The organism is Janthinobacterium rivuli, from assembly GCF_009208735.1.
GTDB lineage: Bacteria > Pseudomonadota > Gammaproteobacteria > Burkholderiales > Burkholderiaceae_D > Janthinobacterium.
Window position 1 is genome coordinate 150330 of the sequence record NZ_WFLJ01000003.1, and the last position, 17209, is coordinate 167538.

The 17209-nt window shown below is 62.8% G+C and carries 11 protein-coding genes, 1 tRNA gene and 3 pseudogenes; 9 read left to right on the plus strand and 6 right to left on the minus strand.

Features of this window, described 5'->3' with window-relative positions:
* The first annotated feature begins 42 nt into the window (after positions 1-42).
* From GCN78_RS04995 to GCN78_RS05015, 5 genes are all read left to right on the plus strand, one after another.
* Positions 43-1323 carry a multidrug effflux MFS transporter gene (locus GCN78_RS04995; RefSeq protein WP_152250707.1) on the plus strand — a complete coding sequence of 427 codons (1281 nt, stop codon included), beginning with the start codon at positions 43-45 and terminating at the stop codon, positions 1321-1323.
* A gap of 203 nt (positions 1324-1526) precedes the next feature.
* Positions 1527-3698, plus strand: coding sequence for an HDOD domain-containing protein (locus GCN78_RS05000; protein ID WP_152250708.1), 2172 nt, complete (start codon positions 1527-1529; stop codon positions 3696-3698).
* On the plus strand, positions 3695-5899 hold the full coding sequence (locus GCN78_RS05005) for an EAL domain-containing response regulator (protein ID WP_152250709.1): 2205 nt from the start codon (positions 3695-3697) through the stop codon (positions 5897-5899). Before GCN78_RS05000 ends, GCN78_RS05005 begins: the two co-directional genes overlap by 4 nt.
* 3 nt (positions 5900-5902) lie before the next feature.
* Positions 5903-7477 carry an SEL1-like repeat protein gene (locus tag GCN78_RS05010; protein WP_152250710.1) on the plus strand — a complete coding sequence of 525 codons (1575 nt, stop codon included), beginning with the start codon at positions 5903-5905 and terminating at the stop codon, positions 7475-7477.
* Positions 7478-7657: 180 nt separating this feature from the next.
* Positions 7658-8362: a DUF4197 domain-containing protein gene (locus GCN78_RS05015; protein ID WP_152250711.1), complete on the plus strand. Its 705-nt coding sequence runs from the start codon at positions 7658-7660 to the stop codon at positions 8360-8362.
* A 74-nt stretch (positions 8363-8436) separates the two neighbouring features.
* Here the strand turns inward: GCN78_RS05015 and rfbD are convergent.
* Both rfbD and GCN78_RS29560 read right to left on the minus strand, forming a co-directional pair.
* Positions 8437-9308, minus strand: a pseudogene (gene rfbD / locus GCN78_RS05020) (dTDP-4-dehydrorhamnose reductase).
* Between the two features lie 4 nt (positions 9309-9312).
* Positions 9313-9502 (minus strand): annotated as a pseudogene (locus GCN78_RS29560) (IS481 family transposase); the annotation flags it as partial.
* Positions 9503-9617: 115 nt separating this feature from the next.
* Between GCN78_RS29560 and GCN78_RS30075 the strand changes: the two are divergent.
* From GCN78_RS30075 to galE, 4 genes and pseudogenes are all read left to right on the plus strand, one after another.
* Positions 9618-9883 (plus strand): annotated as a pseudogene (locus GCN78_RS30075) (IS481 family transposase); the annotation flags it as partial.
* Positions 9884-10204: 321 nt separating this feature from the next.
* A tRNA-Gly gene (locus GCN78_RS05030) sits at positions 10205-10278 on the plus strand.
* Positions 10279-10370: 92 nt separating this feature from the next.
* On the plus strand, positions 10371-11051 hold the full coding sequence (gene trmB, locus GCN78_RS05035) for a tRNA (guanosine(46)-N7)-methyltransferase TrmB (protein WP_152250712.1): 681 nt from the start codon (positions 10371-10373) through the stop codon (positions 11049-11051).
* A gap of 149 nt (positions 11052-11200) precedes the next feature.
* A complete protein-coding gene (gene galE / locus GCN78_RS05040; protein ID WP_152250713.1) occupies positions 11201-12220 on the plus strand; it encodes a UDP-glucose 4-epimerase GalE in 1020 nt (339 codons plus the stop codon).
* 195 nt (positions 12221-12415) lie between these two features.
* Here the strand turns inward: galE and GCN78_RS05045 are convergent, their stop codons facing one another.
* From GCN78_RS05045 to recQ, 4 genes are all read right to left on the minus strand, one after another.
* Positions 12416-13702 (minus strand): Glu/Leu/Phe/Val family dehydrogenase, encoded by a 1287-nt coding sequence (locus GCN78_RS05045; protein ID WP_034785857.1) that lies wholly within the window; start codon positions 13700-13702, stop codon positions 12416-12418.
* Between the two features lie 161 nt (positions 13703-13863).
* Positions 13864-14841 carry a LysR family transcriptional regulator gene (locus GCN78_RS05050; RefSeq protein WP_152250714.1) on the minus strand — a complete coding sequence of 326 codons (978 nt, stop codon included), beginning with the start codon at positions 14839-14841 and terminating at the stop codon, positions 13864-13866.
* 44 nt (positions 14842-14885) lie between these two features.
* Positions 14886-15380, minus strand: a complete 495-nt coding sequence (locus GCN78_RS05055; protein WP_152250715.1) for a hypothetical protein — start codon at positions 15378-15380, stop codon at positions 14886-14888.
* Positions 15380-17203, minus strand: a complete 1824-nt coding sequence (recQ, locus tag GCN78_RS05060) for a DNA helicase RecQ (protein ID WP_092607355.1) — start codon at positions 17201-17203, stop codon at positions 15380-15382. Before recQ ends, GCN78_RS05055 begins: the two co-directional genes overlap by 1 nt.
* Positions 17204-17209 lie beyond the last annotated feature (6 nt).

The window sequence follows — 17209 nt, forward strand, 5'->3', positions numbered from 1 at the left end:
CGCGCGGACCGTATCCGGTCCGCGCGCCACTTTGGATCCGCCATGTTTCCCACTCCTCCGGCCGATGTGCCGCCCGACCCGGTCACGCCCGTTCCGCCTCCCACACCGAGCCACATGGCGCCGCTGAGCCGCGGTGCGCTGGCCATGATGCTGGCCGGGCTGTCGATGCTGGGCCCCCTGTCGATCGACACCTATCTGCCCGCGTTTGGCGCGATCCAGGGTTCGCTGCAGGCGTCGCCGCTGGAAGTGCAGCAGTCGCTGACGTTCTACATGCTCGCCTTTGCCGGCATGGTGCTGTGGCATGGCGCGATCTCGGATACCTTCGGCCGGCGCAACGTCATCCTCGTGTCCCTGCTGATGTTTGCCATCGGCTCGCTCGGCTGCGCTTCGGCGCACACGGTGCACTATCTGTGGTTCTTCCGCATCATGCAGGGCGTCTCGGCCGGCGCCGGCGTGGTGATCAGCCGCGCCATCATCCGCGACCTGTATGCCGATGCGGCGGCGGCGCGGCTGCTGTCGCTGGTGACGATGATCTTTTCCATCGCCCCGGCCGTGGCGCCGATCCTTGGCGGCTGGATCGTCATCTGGTTCGACTGGCGCTCGATCTTCCTCTTCCTCGCCTTTTACACGGTGGTGCTGCTGGCGTTCTGCTACTGGCGCCTGCCCGAAACCCTGCCGATGGAAAAGCGCCAGCCGTTCAATCCCCGCTTCCTGGCGTCGAGCTATGGCCAGATCCTGCGCTCGCCCCTGTTCCACATCAAGGCCGGCATCGTCGCCCTCAATTTCGCCGGCCTGTTCCTGTTCATCACGGCCGCGCCGGAAATGCTGCCCAAGCAGCTGGATCTGGGGCCGTCGCAATTCGGCTGGCTGTTCATTCCCTGCGTGAGCGGCATCTTCATGGGCGCCGCGGCGGCCAACCGCATCGCCGGTAAAGTGACGTTCGCGCGCCAGATCGGCATCGGCTTTGCCTTCCTGCTGTGCGCCGCCAGCGTCAACGTCGTGTATCACCTGTTCCTGCCGCCCTCGCTGCCCTGGTCGGTGCTGCCCCTGTTCTTCTACACCTTCGGCATGTCGCTGGTGGGGCCGGGCGCGACCCTGCTGGCGCTCGATCTGTTCCCGCACATCCGCGGCACGGTGGCTTCGTGCCAGTCGTTTGCCAGCACCTTGCTGGGCGCCGTGGTGGCCGGCGTGATATCGCCGCTGCTGTCCGGTTCCGTGCTGTGGCTGGCCTCGGGCCAGCTGGCGTTTACGGGCCTGGCGCTGGCCCTGTGGCTGATATCGCGGCGCTTCCGCCACCGTTTGCTGGGTTCCTTCAAGGCATAAGTTTCCACTGCAGAACGCTGGATTTATTTCAACTTAATTTTCTATATTGCAAGTAATATCCGGCGCTTATGATAAGATGACTTTTTTCCCGGCATCCTCTCAGGCAATAATTTTTTGGGTTACAGGAGTGGAGGATTCCTCTGAACGTGGCCGCGCTTCGCTGCTGAGCGCTCTTCCTTTTTGAACCGGCACTGCCTGATACGATGCATCAATCTGATCAAGATATTCGCAATCGCCTGCTGATTGCCCGCCTGCCGGCCATGCCGCAGATCCTCATCAAGCTGATCGCCCACCTGCAGGCCGACGATGCCGGCATGCCGGAGCTGGCCGCCCTGATCGCCAAGGATGCCGGCATGACCAGCAAGATCCTCGGCGTGGCCAACAGCTCGGCCTACCATCGCCAGGGCAAGGTCGTCAGCCTGGAGCAGTCGCTCGTGTCGCTGGGTACGGACATGATCAAGACCCTGGTCATCAGCGAATCCGTGTTCCAGACCTTCAACAGCTTTCCCCATTCCGGCAGCACGGATTTGCGCGCCTTCTGGAAAAGCTCGCTGTCGGCCGCCATGATGGCGCGCGCGCTGGCCAAGGCCATGGCCTATCCGCACGTCGAGGAAGCGTATCTGGCGGGCTTGCTGCACAACGTGGGCCGCCTGGCCTTGCTGGCCACGGCGCCGAAGGAATACGCGTTCAATTTCACGGCGCGCGACGATGCCGCCCTGTGCGCGGTGGAGCAGCGCACCTTGCAGATCACGCATGCCGAAGCGGGCGCCTGGCTGATCGAGCGCTGGCATCTCGATTCCTTCCTGGCCGACAGCGTGCTGTATCACCATGAACCGCTGGCGCGCCTGGAAGCGAGCCATCCCTTGATTCGCATCGTGCGCCTGGCGCACCTGTTGTGCTGCCACGCCGACGATGCGGACGAGGCCGAGTCCATCACGCAGGCGGCAAGCCTGTGCGCGCTGGACGTCGAGGTATTGGAAGACCTGGCCGGCAGCGTGGCGCGCCAGGTGGCGCAGACCGCGCAGCACCTGGGCATCGACCTGGCCGGCGCGGACGATGTCGCCACGCCGCCCGCGTATGCGCCGCCAGCCGTCGATCCGATTCAGCAGCGCCTGTCCGACGAAGTGCGCAACATGGTGCTGGTGTCCGAAGTGGGGCAGACCTTCGCCCGGCAGCAGGACGAGAGCAGCCTGCTCGAAGCCATCACGCGCTCGGCGCGCATCCTGTTCGATTTCGACACCGCCGTCATCCTGCTGCAAAACCCCACCGGCCATGCGCTTGTCGGCGTGGCGGCGGGAGAACATCAGCAGCGCCTGGCCGGCTTCTCGATCCCGCTGGCCAAGGGCGGCCCGCTGGCCGCCTCGGCGCTGGAGTGCCAGCTGGCGTGCCTGAAACGCGACATGCCGGCGCTGGGCATCGTCGAGGAGCAGCTGTTCCGCATTCTCGGCACGGACAGCCTGGTCTGCGTGCCTTTGGCGTCGGGCCAGCGCAGCCTGGGCGTGTTGATTGGCGGCGTGGCGGCGTGGCAGATTCCCGCTTGCCAGAAGCGCGAGGGTTTCCTGCGCGCCTATGCCAACCAGGCCGCCACGGCGCTGGAAGAGGCCATCAGCGCGCGCGGCCTGGCACGGCGCCAGCTCGATCACGTGGCCGAGGAATACCGCGCCGCCTCGCGTCGCGTCGTGCATGAAGTGAATAACCCGCTGTCCATCATCAAGAACTACCTGAGCGTGCTCGATCACAAGCTGGAGAAGCAGGAGGCGGTCACGGGCGAGATGGCTATCCTGAACGAGGAAATCGACCGCGTCGGCCAGTTGATCGGCGGCCTGGCCGATCTGCAGCCGGTGGCGGCCAGCGGCGTGACCGATTGCGCGCGCGTGGTCGACGATGTGCTGCGCCTGTTCCGCGCCACCGATTTCCTGCCGCCGAAGATCGAGGTTGTCACGCGCATGCAGGATGGGCCATGCGAGGTGGAGGCCGATGCCGATATGCTCAAGCAAATCCTGCTCAACCTGCTGAAAAACGCCGTCGAAGCCTTGCCTGATGGCGGGCGCATCGAAGTGGCGAACCGTGGCCACGTCAACCGCGACCGCCGCCTGTACCTGGAACTGTGCGTCAGCGACAATGGCGCCGGCTTGGCGCCGGAAGTGCTGGCCAATCTGTTTTCCCCTGTGCGCAGCAGCAAGGAAGGGGCGCATCACGGCCTGGGCTTGTCCATCGTGCATGATCTGGTCACCCGCCTGCATGGCGTGATCGGCTGCCGCAGCGGCAAGTCCGGCACCTCGTTTGAAATTCTGCTGCCCGTTCCCGTGCCGGCGAGCGCTGCGGCCGCGCTGCCAGCGCCCGGCAATACCGCCTTGTCTTCGTCACGTCCATGAACTCCTCCGCCATTCCATTTGACCTGGAAAACAGCCCGCGCATCCTGCTGGTCGACGACGAGCCCCGTCTGCTCGCTTCCCTCCACGAATTGCTGAAGGACCGCGGCTACCAGCTGTACACGGCCACCTGCGGCAGCGAGGCGCTGGCGCAGTTGTCGAAACTGCGCTTCGACCTGATCCTGCTGGACTTGCGCCTGCCCGATATGAGCGGCCATGAAATCATGGACCACATCAACCGGCGCGGCATCGAGGGCGACGTGATCGTCATGAGCGGCGACGTCGGCATCGAGGCGGCCATCGGCGCCCTGAAACGGGGCGCCTACGATTACCTGCGCAAGCCCTACAGCCGCGAGGAGCTGCTCAAGACGGTGGAGAACGCGCTGCAGAAGCGCAAGCTGGCGCTGGAAAACGAGCGCATCGCGCTGCAGCTGGAAAACTCGGAAAAGATGTACCGCTACCTGGTCGACAGCTCGCCCGACATCATCTATACGCTGAACCACGAAGGACGCATCACCTTCATCAACGACCGCGTGCACCAATTGCTGGGTTTTAGCCGCGAAGAGCTGATCGGCAGCCATTATTCGATCCTCGTGCACGACGAGGACCAGGAGCGGGCGCGCTATGCCTTCAATGAGCGCCGCCTCGACGAGCGCGCCTCGCGCAATGTGGAACTGCGCCTGAAGTGCCACAGCGGCAGCGGCAGCGACCGCACCTTCAACAACACGCTGATGACGATTCCGCTCAACTCTATCGGCGTGCACGGCCACGATCACGAAGCGAAAAAGCAGGAATACTTCGGCACCTACGGCGTGGCGCGCGACATCACCGACCGCAAGCGCGCCGAGGAAGTCATCTCTTACCAGGCGTATCACGACATCCTGACGGACCTGCCGAACCGCATGCTGTTCAAGGACCGCCTGGGGCTGGCCGTGATCCAGGCGCGGCGCAAGCTGACGGAACTGGCCGTGATGTTCATTGACCTCGATCGTTTCAAACTGGTCAACGATACCCTGGGCCACGTCAAGGGTGACGAGTTGCTGCAGCAGGTGGCGCTGCGCCTGAAGGATTGCCTGCGCCGCGGCGATACCCTGGCGCGCCAGGGCGGCGATGAATTTACCATCGTGCTGCCGGAACTGCGCGACCGCCAGGATGCGCGCCTGATCGCCGACAAATTTCTCGAATGCCTGCACCAGCCGTTCGACCTCGATGGCAACCAGGTGCATATTTCGGCCTCCATCGGCATCGCCATCTATCCGGGCGACGGCGAGACCATCGACGAGCTGCTGCGCCACGCCGACATCGCCATGTACCAGGTCAAGGCGCTGGGCAAGAACGGCCACAGTTTCTATCACGAGTCCATGCTCGATGTGTCGCACCAGAAGATCGCGCTCGAGCAAAGCCTGCGCAAGGCGCTGGAACTGAACCAGCTGGAGATGTATTACCAGCCGCAGGTGGATGTGATGACGGGCCGCATCGTCGGCGCCGAAGGGCTGATGCGCTGGAACCACCCGCAGCGGGGCTTGCTGACGGCCGGCGAATTTTTGCCGTTCGCCGAGGAAAATGGCTTGATGCTGCCGATCTCGGACTGGATGCTGGGCGCCCTGTGCCGCGACCTGGTGCAGTGGAACTCGGCCGGCGGCGACGCCGTGCGCCTGTCGCTCAATTTGTCGCCGCAATACCTGGACCGGGGCGACTTTTTCGAAAAGATGCGCGGCGCCCTGACGCGCTATGGCATCGCACCGGAAAAGATCGAAGTGGAGATCACGGAAAACATCTGCATCCGCAACCCGCAGTATGCGATCGAGCAGTTGAACAAGCTGTGCCAGCTGGGCGTGTCGGTGGCCATCGACGATTTCGGCACCGGCTATTCCTCGCTGTCGTACCTGCACCGCTTCCCCATCCATACGATCAAGATCGACCAGTCGTTTGTGAAGGAAATCCACGACGAGCACGGACACTATCCCGTGATCCTGGCCATCATCTCGATCGCGCGCGGCCTGGGCCTGCACCTGATCGCCGAGGGCGTGGAAACGGAAGGCCAGGCGCGCTATCTGCAGGACAAGGGCTGCACCACGATGCAGGGCTACCTGTATCACCGGCCCATTTCGCTGGGCAGCTTCATCGGCGTGCTGCAGGAGCAGAATCGCCTGATCGCCGATGCGGCTCCCGCGCTGTCGCCAACGCTGGCCATCGAGGCCTGACCCATGCCGCTTGCCGCTCCCCGCCACACGGCTGTTCATTACACGGCTGATTACCTGCGCCTGAAAGGGCTGGCCGAGAAGGGCAATGCGAACGCCCAGCACAGTCTGGGTTTCATGTATTTCAATGGACAGGGGATCGAACAAAGCTATGCGCTGGCGCTGCACTGGTATGGCCTGGCCGCCGCGCAGGGACTCGAACACGCGCAATACAACCTGGGCGTGATGTGCCAGAAAGGGCAGGGCGTGGCGCAGGATTTTGCGCAGGCGGCGCACTGGTACCAGCTGGCGGCCGAGCAGGGTTACGCGGCGGCGCAGTACAACCTGGGCTGGCTGTATGCCAAGGGCCAGGGGCTCGCGCAAGATAGCGGGCAAGCCATGCTGTGGTTCAGCCGCGCGGCGGAACAGGGCGACGCGGGCGCGCAAAACAATCTGGGCATGATGTATGACAATGGCAAGGGCGTGCCGCAGGACTTCGTGCAAGCCATCGCCTGGTACCGCAAGGCGGCCGAACAGGGTTATGCGCGGGCGCAGTTCAACCTGGGCCTGCGCTACGACAATGGCCAGGGCGTGCGCGAAGACCGCCAGCAGGCGACGGCCTGGATGCGCAAGGCGGCCGAACAAGGCTATGCGCCGGCCCAGTTCAACCTGGCGCTGCGCTATGAAAATGGCGACGTGCTGGCGCAGGACAGCCGGCAGGCTATCAGCTGGTACCGGCGCGCGGCCGAGCAGGGCCACGCCAGTTCGCAGTTCAACCTGGGCCTGATCTACGACAATGGCCAGGGCGTGCCCTGCGATAAACAGGCGGCACTCGCGTGGTACGTGAAGGCGGCCGGCCAGGGACACGCGGCGGCCCAGCACAATCTGGGCCTGCACCATGAACATGGCGCGCAGGACTATCCCCGGGCGCAGGTGTTCTACCGCCAGGCGGCGGAGCAGGGCTTTCCCGCCGCGCAGTATCAGCTGGGGCTCCTGCATGAACACGGGCAGGGCATGCCTGCCGATGCGCAGGAAGCCATCTTCTGGTACCGCAAGGCGGCCGACCAGGGGCATGTGCGGGCGCAGTTCGACCTGGGCCTGCGGTATGAACATGGCCAGGGCGTGCCGCAGGATCTGGCGCTGGCGCTGGAATGGTACCGCCGCGCCGCCGAGCAGGATTACGCGCCGGCGCAATACATGCAAGGCGTGCTGCACGACCGCGACGACGGCCCTGCGCCTGACAGCCAGCTGGCCTGCGCCTGTTACTGCCGCGCCGCCGCGCAAGGCCACAGCCTGGCCCAGTTCGCGCTGGGCCTGCGGCATGACAATGGCCAGGATGTGCCGCAGGACTATGCCGCCGCCTGGGACTGGTATGCGCTGGCCGCGCGCCAGGGTCATGCGCGGGCGCAAATGAATCTGGGCTTGATGGCGGCCAGCGGCCAGGGTGGCCCGCTCGATTTGCAGCAGGCGTATATCTGGCTGTCGATGGCCGTGGCGGCCGGCGTGGCCGGTGCGGAAAAATCCTTGCGCCAGACGGCGGCGCGCATGCGCGAGACGGATCTGGCGCGGGTGCGCGAACAGCTGGCGGCGATAGCAGGCTGAACCACACCGCCGGCGTTGGCGTGCGCGGATACAACAGCCGGTACTGTATAGTCCTTTCCCTTCGCCATCTGTGGCCCCCTTGTTTCCCCCGGACGCAAAAAAATGCTGCGGTATTTGCAGTTTTGATGTGCTAAGGTTCCAGCAGAAGGTGGTCTGTCTATTCTTTAGAAAAGGAAAACTATGCGCCTGAACCCTTTCCCTGGTCGTCCGGCCGCCATCCTGTGTGCCCTGGCATTGCTGTCGTCCGGCGCAGGCACTGCCGGTCCCCTGGATGCCCTCAGCAACCAGGATGCCAGCAATGGCTTGAAAGCCGCGCTGGAAGCCGGATCGGCCGCCGCCGTGGCCAAGTTGGGCATCGAAAATGGTTTCCTGAACAATGACAAGGTCAAGATCAAGCTGCCCGGCATCCTGGAGCAAGCCAAGCCCCTGCTGAAAATGACGGGCCGCGGCCAGCAGCTGGACGACCTGGTGGTGGCGATGAACCGGGCCGCCGAGTCTGCCGTGCCCATGGCCAAGCCCTTGCTGCTCGACGCGGTCAAATCGATGAGCGTGAGCGACGCGAAAAATATCCTGTCCGGTGGCGACACTTCGGTGACGGACTTTTTCCGCCAGAAGACCTCGGCACCCTTGGCCGTCAAATTCCTGCCCATCGTGAAATCCATGACCGACCGTTCCGGCCTGGCCAGCAAGTACAACAGCACCATGAGCCAGATCGGCAAGACGGGACTGGTGCCGCAGCAGCAGGCGACGGTGGAAGGCTATGTCACCGACCGCGCGCTTGACGGCCTGTACCTGATGATCGGCGAGGAAGAGAAAGCCATCCGCAGCAATCCGCTCGCGTATGGCAGCAAGATTATCGGCAAAGTATTTGGCAGTTTGAAGTGACTGTGCACGTCGATATCAAATACTTGCGCAGGTGCCAGACGAACGGCATGGTTGAGCGATTCAACGGCCGTATCTCAGTCTTGGCACAGCTTCAAGGCTTCCTGCCATTGCGGTAGAGCGCAAAAAGTGTCCATCAAGCGTTGCGACGACAGTAGCGAATTGGTCGGGCGTTGCGCCGGAACCGGGTAGTCTTTGGCCAGGATTGGCCGCAGTTTGGGCTTGTTAATGATCGATGCATGGGCCATGATTGCTTCGGTAAAACCAAACCATGTCGTCCTGCCCTGCGCCGTCAAATGATACTTTCCTGAACGTTCTTCCCACCATGCATGCTGGTCGTTCGTCACCAGGCTTTGCGCAATGATGTGCGCAGTGGTGTCGGCGATGGTACGGCTCCAGGTGGGTGCGCCGAATTGATCGGACACAATGCTCAGTTCCTCACGCTCCTTTGCCAGACGAAGCATGGTGAGCAGAAAGTTTTTCCGTGCATGCCGTAAACCCAGCTGGTTCGCAGGATCAGGTGCGGGATACCGGCCGCCAGAATGGCTTGCTCGCCAGCTAGTTTGCTTCGGCCATACACATTCACGGGACCGGTTGGATCGGTCTCGACATAGGCGCCGTCTTTCGACCCATCAAAGACATAATCGGTGCTGTAATGGATCATCGCAGCGCCCAGTTTCTTTGCTTCTTCGGCCATGACGCCTGGTGCTGCTCCATTGATGCGCATGGCCAGCTCGGGCTCGCTCTCCGCCTTGTCGACAGCGGTGTAGGCGGCCGGGTTGACGATCAGCGTCGGTTTGACGCGGCGGATGACGTCGCGCACCTGGTCAAGATCGGCCAAGTCCATCTGGCTGCGGTCTAGCGTGAAGATTTCGCCCAGACCTTGCAAGCTGCGTTCCAGCTCGTAGCCGACCTGGCCGGTTTTTCCTGTAATTAAGATACGGCTCATCTTTGTCGTGCCTACGGCCATTGAATCGCTCGACCATGCCGTTCGTTTGCGGATGCCGGTGCGGTGTCCATGGCGACGCAGGCTTGATCGAAGGCGTGCTGGCCACTGGGCTTCCTGCCTATCGTTATACAGCGGTCGTTGAATTGCAAGCCGTTGGCGGTCAGCTGTTTGATGATCCTGATCGGCGAGGCCCGCTTTGAGCATGCGCAGGAATCCGACGCCGCTTTTATCTGTCATCGTAGATTTGCAGCAACAGCCTACACGTGGCGCGGTCTATGGCGTCGCAGCAGCTCGCATAAAGGTCAGTCCATGAGCGCACGCATTCATCCCCAAGCCCGCATAATTCCGAAAATCCGGCAGGAAATCAAGGACTCCGGACTGTCCCACCGCGAGGCCGCCAAGGTCTTCAATATCACCCGTGCCACGGCTGCCAAGTGGCTCAAGCGGGACGATGTACAAGACCGTTCGCACCGGACCCATACGCTGCATACCACGCTGAGCGCGACTCACTGCGCCAGTCGCTCCATCTGCCGCTCGACTACCTTGCTCAACTATGTAAAGCCTTACAACAACCATATTCACCGGGCCTATTTGTAAAGCGCGTTTGTGATCAAACGAGACTGGACAGTTTAAAATGTGATGTGATTATAGAAATTTTGCTTCCGCTAGTCTGCGTCACAGCGTTCGCAACGACAATAATTTCTCCTCTTTTAGCCACATACTTGGCCATTTACCGTGCCGGCTACCGGCGATGTTGTTCACTATCGATAAAAATGCTGACGTGCCGATGCGGCCGAATTGGTCTTTCTGTTAATTGTCGTGAAAATTCCTGATGCATGCGAAAGCGCCGCACAAGTTTGCCAAGTCCTTGCCATCCCGCGTAAAATGCAGGCTTCGCGGGTGTAGCTCAATGGTAGAGCAGAAGCTTCCCAAGCTTACGACGAGGGTTCGATTCCCTTCACCCGCTCCATTTTTCGCTGGCGCCAGGCTTGATCCGGCGCGGCCACTTATTTCTCCATTCCCATGTCTTCTGATACCCCAGCAAACGGCCCGGCGCGGCCGATGATGTATGATCCGACCGAACACCGCATCCGCAGTTTCGTGACCCGCGCGGGACGGCTTTCCGTGGCGCAGGCGCGCGCGCTCGAGACTCTGGGGCCGCAGTTCCTCGTGCCTTTCGCCAAGGAACCGATGGACTTCGAGCAGGTATTCGGCCGCAAGGCGCCCGTCATCCTGGAAATCGGTTTCGGCATGGGCGCGACGACTGCGCATATCGCCAAAGCCATGCCGGAGAAGGATTTCATCGGCGTCGAAGTGCATACACCCGGTGTCGGCAGCCTGTTGAAGCTGATCGGCGAGGAGTCGCTGACGAATTTGCGCCTGCTGCAGCACGATGCGGTGGAAGTGCTCACGCACATGATTCCCGCCAATTCGCTGGCCGGTATCCACGTTTTCTTCCCCGATCCATGGCACAAGGCACGCCATAACAAGCGCCGCCTGATCCAGTCGCCGTTCGTCAAGCAATTGACCGATCGCCTGGCGCCGGGCGGCTATCTGCATTGCGCCACCGACTGGGAAGATTACGCTGTGCAAATGCTGGACGTGCTCGGCGCCGAGCCGCAACTGCGCAACAGCGCCGACGCTTATGCGCCGCAACCGGCATATCGTCCGCTGACCAAGTTTGAAAACCGTGGCTTGAAGCTGGGCCATGGCGTATGGGATCTGGTGTTTATCAAGAAATAACCTGGCGGTTTGCCCGTCTGTACCATTATCATGAGAACAAGCCTGCCGCGGTGACGCCGCAGGCTTTTTTCACGCCCACGCTATCGTGCGCTGGCTAGGCAAGGCGCGGGAATTGCGGTAGTCTTATCTTTTTTACATTGATTGATATTATGTCCAAGAAAATACTCGTGACGGGCGCATCCGGTTTCATCGGTTCGCATACCTGTGTCGAATTGCTGGCTGCCGGCTTTGAGGTCGTCGCGGTGGATAATCTGTGCAATAGCGCGCGCGAAGCGATGGCGCGCGTGGAGCGCATCTCCGGCAAAAGCGTGCCCTTCTATGTAGCGGACGTGCGCGACCGTGCGGCCATGGCTGCCGTCTTGCGCGAGCACGCCATCGATGCGGTGATCCATTTCGCGGGCTTGAAAGCCGTCGGCGAATCCGTGGCCCAGCCGTTGATGTATATGGACAACAATGTGACGGGCACCGTGGCCCTGCTGGAAGTGCTGGCGGCGGCGAATGTGAAGCGTTTTGTCTTCAGCTCGTCAGCCACCGTGTATGGCGACCCGGAAGCCTTGCCGATCCTGGAATCGTCGCGCCTGTCCGTGACCAACCCCTACGGTCGCTCCAAGCTGATGGTCGAGCAGATCCTGGCCGACCTCGTGCACGCGGATGCGCAATGGCAAGTCGGCGTGCTGCGCTACTTCAATCCCGTGGGCGCGCATGCCAGCGGCTTGATCGGTGAGGATCCGGCCGGCATCCCGAACAACCTGATGCCCTTCATCGCCCAGGTGGCCGTGGGCCGCCGCGAGCGTCTGGCCGTCTTCGGCAACGACTACGCCACGCCCGACGGCACGGGCGTGCGCGACTACATCCACGTGGTCGACCTGGCGCTGGGCCATGTGGCCGCGTTGAACCGCCTGTTTGCCACCGAGGGCGGCTTTACCGTCAACCTGGGCACGGGCCACGGCTACAGCGTGCTCGATACCGTGCGCGCCTTCGAGGCCGCCAGCGGCCGCCAAGTCCCGTACGACATCGTGCCGCGCCGCCCCGGCGACATCGCCAGCTGCTACGCCTCGGCCGACAAGGCGAAGCAATTGCTGGGCTGGCAAGCGCAGAAAAACATTGACGACATGTGCCGCGACCACTGGCGCTGGCAGCACCAGAATCCGCAAGGCTACGCGGCGTAAAAAAGTCCGCCAGATACAAAAAATCCCGCTCACACGTCAGTGTGGCGGGATTTTTTTAGAGCGCCATTAAACCAATGGCGTCAAAGGTAGCAATGGCGCCTGAAAAATGTCGGGGGCTAGGCGCCGCCCCGAAGACAGTACGCCAGTACGGCGAGCGGCAGGCAACAACGCCCCAGGCATTTTCTCAGGCAGCCATTATGGATACAGGCCGCGTACTTCGCGAGCTTGCAGGACACGGGTGCACGCCAGGATGAAGGTGGCGGTACGCATCGACACTTTCTTCTCTTGCGACACTTGCCATACCGCGTCGAACGCTTCGCGCATGATGCGCGTCAGGCGGCTGTTGATTTCTTCTTCCGTCCAGAAGAAGCTCGAGAAGTTCTGTGCCCATTCGAAGTAGCTGACGGTCACGCCGCCGGCGTTGGCCAGCACGTCCGGCACGATCAGTACGCCACGGTCGGTCAGGATGTCGTCCGCTGCCGGCAGGGTCGGGCCGTTGGCGCCTTCCAGGATGATCTTGGCGCGGATGACTTGTGCGCGTTCTGCCGTGATCTGCTGTTCCAGTGCGGCCGGGATCAGGATGTCGCAATCGATGCCCCAGAAATCTTCGCGCGGCACGAATGCCTCGGCGCCCGGGAAGCCTTCGACGCTGCCCACTTCGGCCACGTGTGCCAGCAATTGCGGGATGTTCAAGCCGCCGGCATGCACCACGGTGGTCTTGTGGTCTTGTACCGCGACCACTTTCGAGCCGGCTTCAGCGAACATGCGGGCAGCGACGCCGCCCACGTTGCCGAAACCTTGCACGATGACTTTCGCGCCTTCGAGCGACATGCCGACCTTGGCGGCCGCATCGCAACCGACGACGAACACGCCGCGGCCCGTCGCATCGCGGCGACCCAGGCTGCCGCCCAGCGAGATCGGTTTGCCCGTCACCACGCCGGTCGACATATTGCCGCCGATCATGGCGTAGCTGTCCATCATCCACGCCATCACTTGCTCATTCGTGTTGACGTCCGGCGCCGGGATATCCTTGTTCGGTCCGATGATCATGCTGATCTCGCTCGTGTAGCGGCGGGTCAGGCGTTGCAGTTCGTTGCGCGACAAGGTCTTCGGATCGACACGGATACCGCCCTTGGCGCCGCCGTATGGCACGTTGACGGCCGCATTCTTGACCGTCATCCAGGCCGACAGGGCCATCACTTCCGACAGGGTCACGTCCTGGTGGAAGCGCACGCCGCCCTTGCCCGGACCGCGCGACAGGTTGTGCTGCACGCGGTAGCCTTCGTAGTGGGCAATGGTGCCATCATCGCGCTCGATAGGCACGTCGACCGTCAGAATGCGCTTTGGACGCTTCAGCGTTTCCACCCAGCGCGACAGGTTGCCCAGGTACGGCGTAACGCGGTCGATCTGCTCGAGGTAGACGCCCCATGGGCCCAGGTCTTCAGGATTGAGGTAGGAAGGAAGTGCGTGCTTGCTGGTCATGCTTGATAAGCTCCTGACAATACGAATACGTTAGAGGCACAGCCGAGATGCAGCTGCGCGCAGCGGAACCGCATCGTAGGCGATAGCCTCATGCCCCGGCCAATGCTTTGTGCGCATCCGGTTATGCATTTATTGCATAGTTGTATTGCCAGGATTGCCAGTCAGGACTGGGTGGCCTCGACGGCGCGTTTGCGGCGCTTGCCGGCGCGCGGCTTGCCATCCTGCGCCTGCACCAGGTATTGCCACAGGCTTTCGACGATCTGCTTGCCGGGCCGCAGGCTGGACGGGCGTTCGCGGTACAGCCGGATTTCCAGCTCGATTTCCCAGCCCGGCGCGCCGCCGTCGGCGCGCGCCAGATGCTTGTATTTGACGTCGCGCATGACGGCCGATTCAGGCAGGAAGGCGATGCCGCGCCCTTCCAGCGCCATCATCTTCAAACCTTCGGCCATGTCCGTTTCGTAGCAGGTCTCGAGGAAGAGCGGGACCTTGGCGTCGGCCACCAGCAACTCCACCATGCGTCCCAGGTAGGCGTTGCTGGTGTAGGAAAGGAAGGGCAGCGGCTCCTTGGCGCTGCCGGGCAGGACGAAGTCGGGTACCTTGTCCTGGCCGCAGCGCGCATACGCGCGCAGGGTTTCGCGCCCCATCACCAGCATGTCGTAGCGGCCCGGATCCAGCTGCACCGGCTGGCGCGGATGGTGGTAGCACAGCAGCAGGTCGCAGCCGCCGTCGACCAGCTGCAGCACGGCGTCGTGCACGTTCAGCGCCATCAGGCGGCTGTTGATCGGCGCAAAACCTTCTTCCAGCGCCGTCAGCCATTTCGGCATGAAGGTCAGCGACAGGGTATGCGGCACGGCGAAGTCGACGCTCGTTTGCGTGGCCGCGCGCTTGCCGCGCAACAGGGCGCGCACGCCGTTGATCTGCCCCAGCATTTCCAGCGCCTGTTCGTAGAACACGGCGCCGGCCGGCGTCAGGCGTGTGGGATACGAGGTGCGGTCGACCAGGTCGATGCCGAGCCAGTTTTCCAGCGACTGGATGCGCCGCGAGAAGGCCGGCTGGGTCACGTGGCGCAGGGCCGCGGAACGGCTGAAGTTATGCGTTTCAGCGAGCGAAATGAAGTCTTCCAGCCATTTGGTTTCCATCGCGGCAGCGTTCCGTTATCAAGGACAAGGGCAAAGTGAAGTGCTCAGGGCGTAGCGGATGATGCCGCCGGCTGGTACAGCGATGCCGGCAGGCCGAAGAAGGAGGGCGGACCCAGGGTCGTGCCATCGAGCGATCCGCCCGCGTTCAAGGCTTTGTTGATGGCCGACAGCAAGGAGCTGCGGCTGGCCAGGTTTTGTATCAGCGCGCGCGGGCCGTTGTGGAAGGTGTGCTGGGCGATATTCGCGGCGACGACAAAGATCGGCTCGCGGCGCAAGGGAAACTCCACCCACTCGCCATCCTCGTCCTGCGCGCGGAAGGTATCGGGCAGGGTCATGTTTTCGGCGCCGGGCAGGTGCGACGCCAGCACCAGGCCGAAGGCCTCCGGCACCACGTCGGCCAGGCGGCGCACGGTGAGATCGTCCTGCACCAGTAACCGTACTTGCGCTTCCACCGCGTCTTCGGCGTCGGGCTGGGCGCCGAGAATTTTCACGGCCTGATAGATCAGGTCGGACGAGAGTGCTTCCATCAAATCTTCCATCAAATCATCTCCAGGATCATGGCGACGATTTCGTCGCCGTACGAGGCCAGTTTTTTCTCGCCCACGCCGCTCACGCCGCGCATCTGCTCCAGCGAGGTGGGCTTGGCCTTGGCGATTTCGCGCAGGGTGGCGTCGACGAAAATGACGTAGGCGGGCACATTGTGCGTGCGCGCCGTCTCCACGCGCCACCAGCGCAGCTTGTCGAAGATCGCCTGTTCGCTGGTGGACAGATCCGTCTCGACATAGCCCTTTGCCACGCTGGTGCTGCGCTTGCTGGTTTTCACCGGTTTCTGGTACTGGCGCAGCTGCACCTTCTGGCCGCCCTTGAGCACGGGGCGCGAAGCGTCCGTCAGTTTCAGCGAGCTGTATTGTTCATGGTCGACCGAGACGAGGCCCAGCGCGATGGCCTGGCGCAGGATGGCTTTCCATTCCGCTTCGCCCAGGTCCGAGCCGATGCCGAACACGGACAGCGAATCGTGGTGCCAGGTCTTGATGCGTTCCGATTCCACGCCGCGCAGCACATCGATCACGTGGCCGCCGGCGAAGCGCTGGTCGACGCGGTAGATGGCCGACAGCAGTTTTTGCACGGGCACCGTGCCGTCGAACGACACGGGCGGCACCAGACAGGTATCGCAATTGCCGCACGGCGAAGCCGGTTCGCCGAAGTATTCGAGCAATCGCATGCGGCGGCAGCTGAGCGTTTCGCACAGGCCCAGCATGGCGTCGAGTTTCACGCCCAGCACGCGCTTGAACGTGTCGTCCGCTTCCGATTCGTCGATCATGCGCCGCTGCAGCACCACGTCCTGCAAGCCGTACGCCATCCAGGCGTTGGCGGCCATGCCGTCGCGGCCCGCGCGCCCCGTTTCCTGGTAATAGCCCTCGATGCTTTTCGGCAGATCCAGATGCGCCACGAAGCGCACGTCGGGCTTGTCGATGCCCATGCCGAAGGCGATGGTGGCGACCATGACGATGTTTTCTTCGCGCAGGAAGCGCGCCTGGTTGGCGCTGCGCTTGGCATACTCCATGCCGGCGTGATACGGTAGGGCGCGGATGCCGCTCTGGTTCAGAAATTCCGCCGTCTCCTCGACTTTTTTACGCGACAGGCAGTAGACGATGCCGCAGTCGCCCGCGTGTTCCGTGTTGATGAAGTCGAGCAGCTGCTTGCGGCCATTCGCCTTTTCCACGATCTGGTAGCGGATGTTCGGCCGGTCGAACGACGAGACGAACTGGCGCGCGTCTTCCAGCTGCAAACGCAGCGCGATTTCGGCGCGCGTCTGCGGGTCGGCGGTGGCTGTCAGGGCGATGCGCGGCACATCCGGGAACTGCTCGTGCAGCACCGACAGCTTGATGTATTCGGGGCGGAAGTCATGGCCCCACTGGGCCACGCAGTGCGCCTCGTCGATGGCGAACAGGGAAATTTTCGAGGCCTGGAACAGGTCCAGGCAGCGCTGCGTCATCAGGCGTTCTGGCGCCACGTAGACGACGTCGATGCCGCCCGTGCGCACCAGGCGCTCGATGCGGCTTGCTTCTTCGTAGGTTTGCGTGGAATTGAGGAAGGCGGCGCGTACGCCGACTTCCTCCAGCGCGTCCACCTGGTCCTGCATCAGCGCGATCAGCGGCGAGACGACGACGCCGACGCCGTCGCGCAGCAGCGCGGGAATCTGGTAGCACAGCGACTTGCCGCCGCCCGTGGGCATCAGCACCAGCGCGTCGCCGCCATGGCTGACGTGATCGACGATATCGGCTTGCTGGCCGCGGAAGGCCGGGTAGCCGAAAACGGTTTGCAGCAGGTGCAGCGCGCGCTGGTTAAGATCTTGATTCATAGTGCC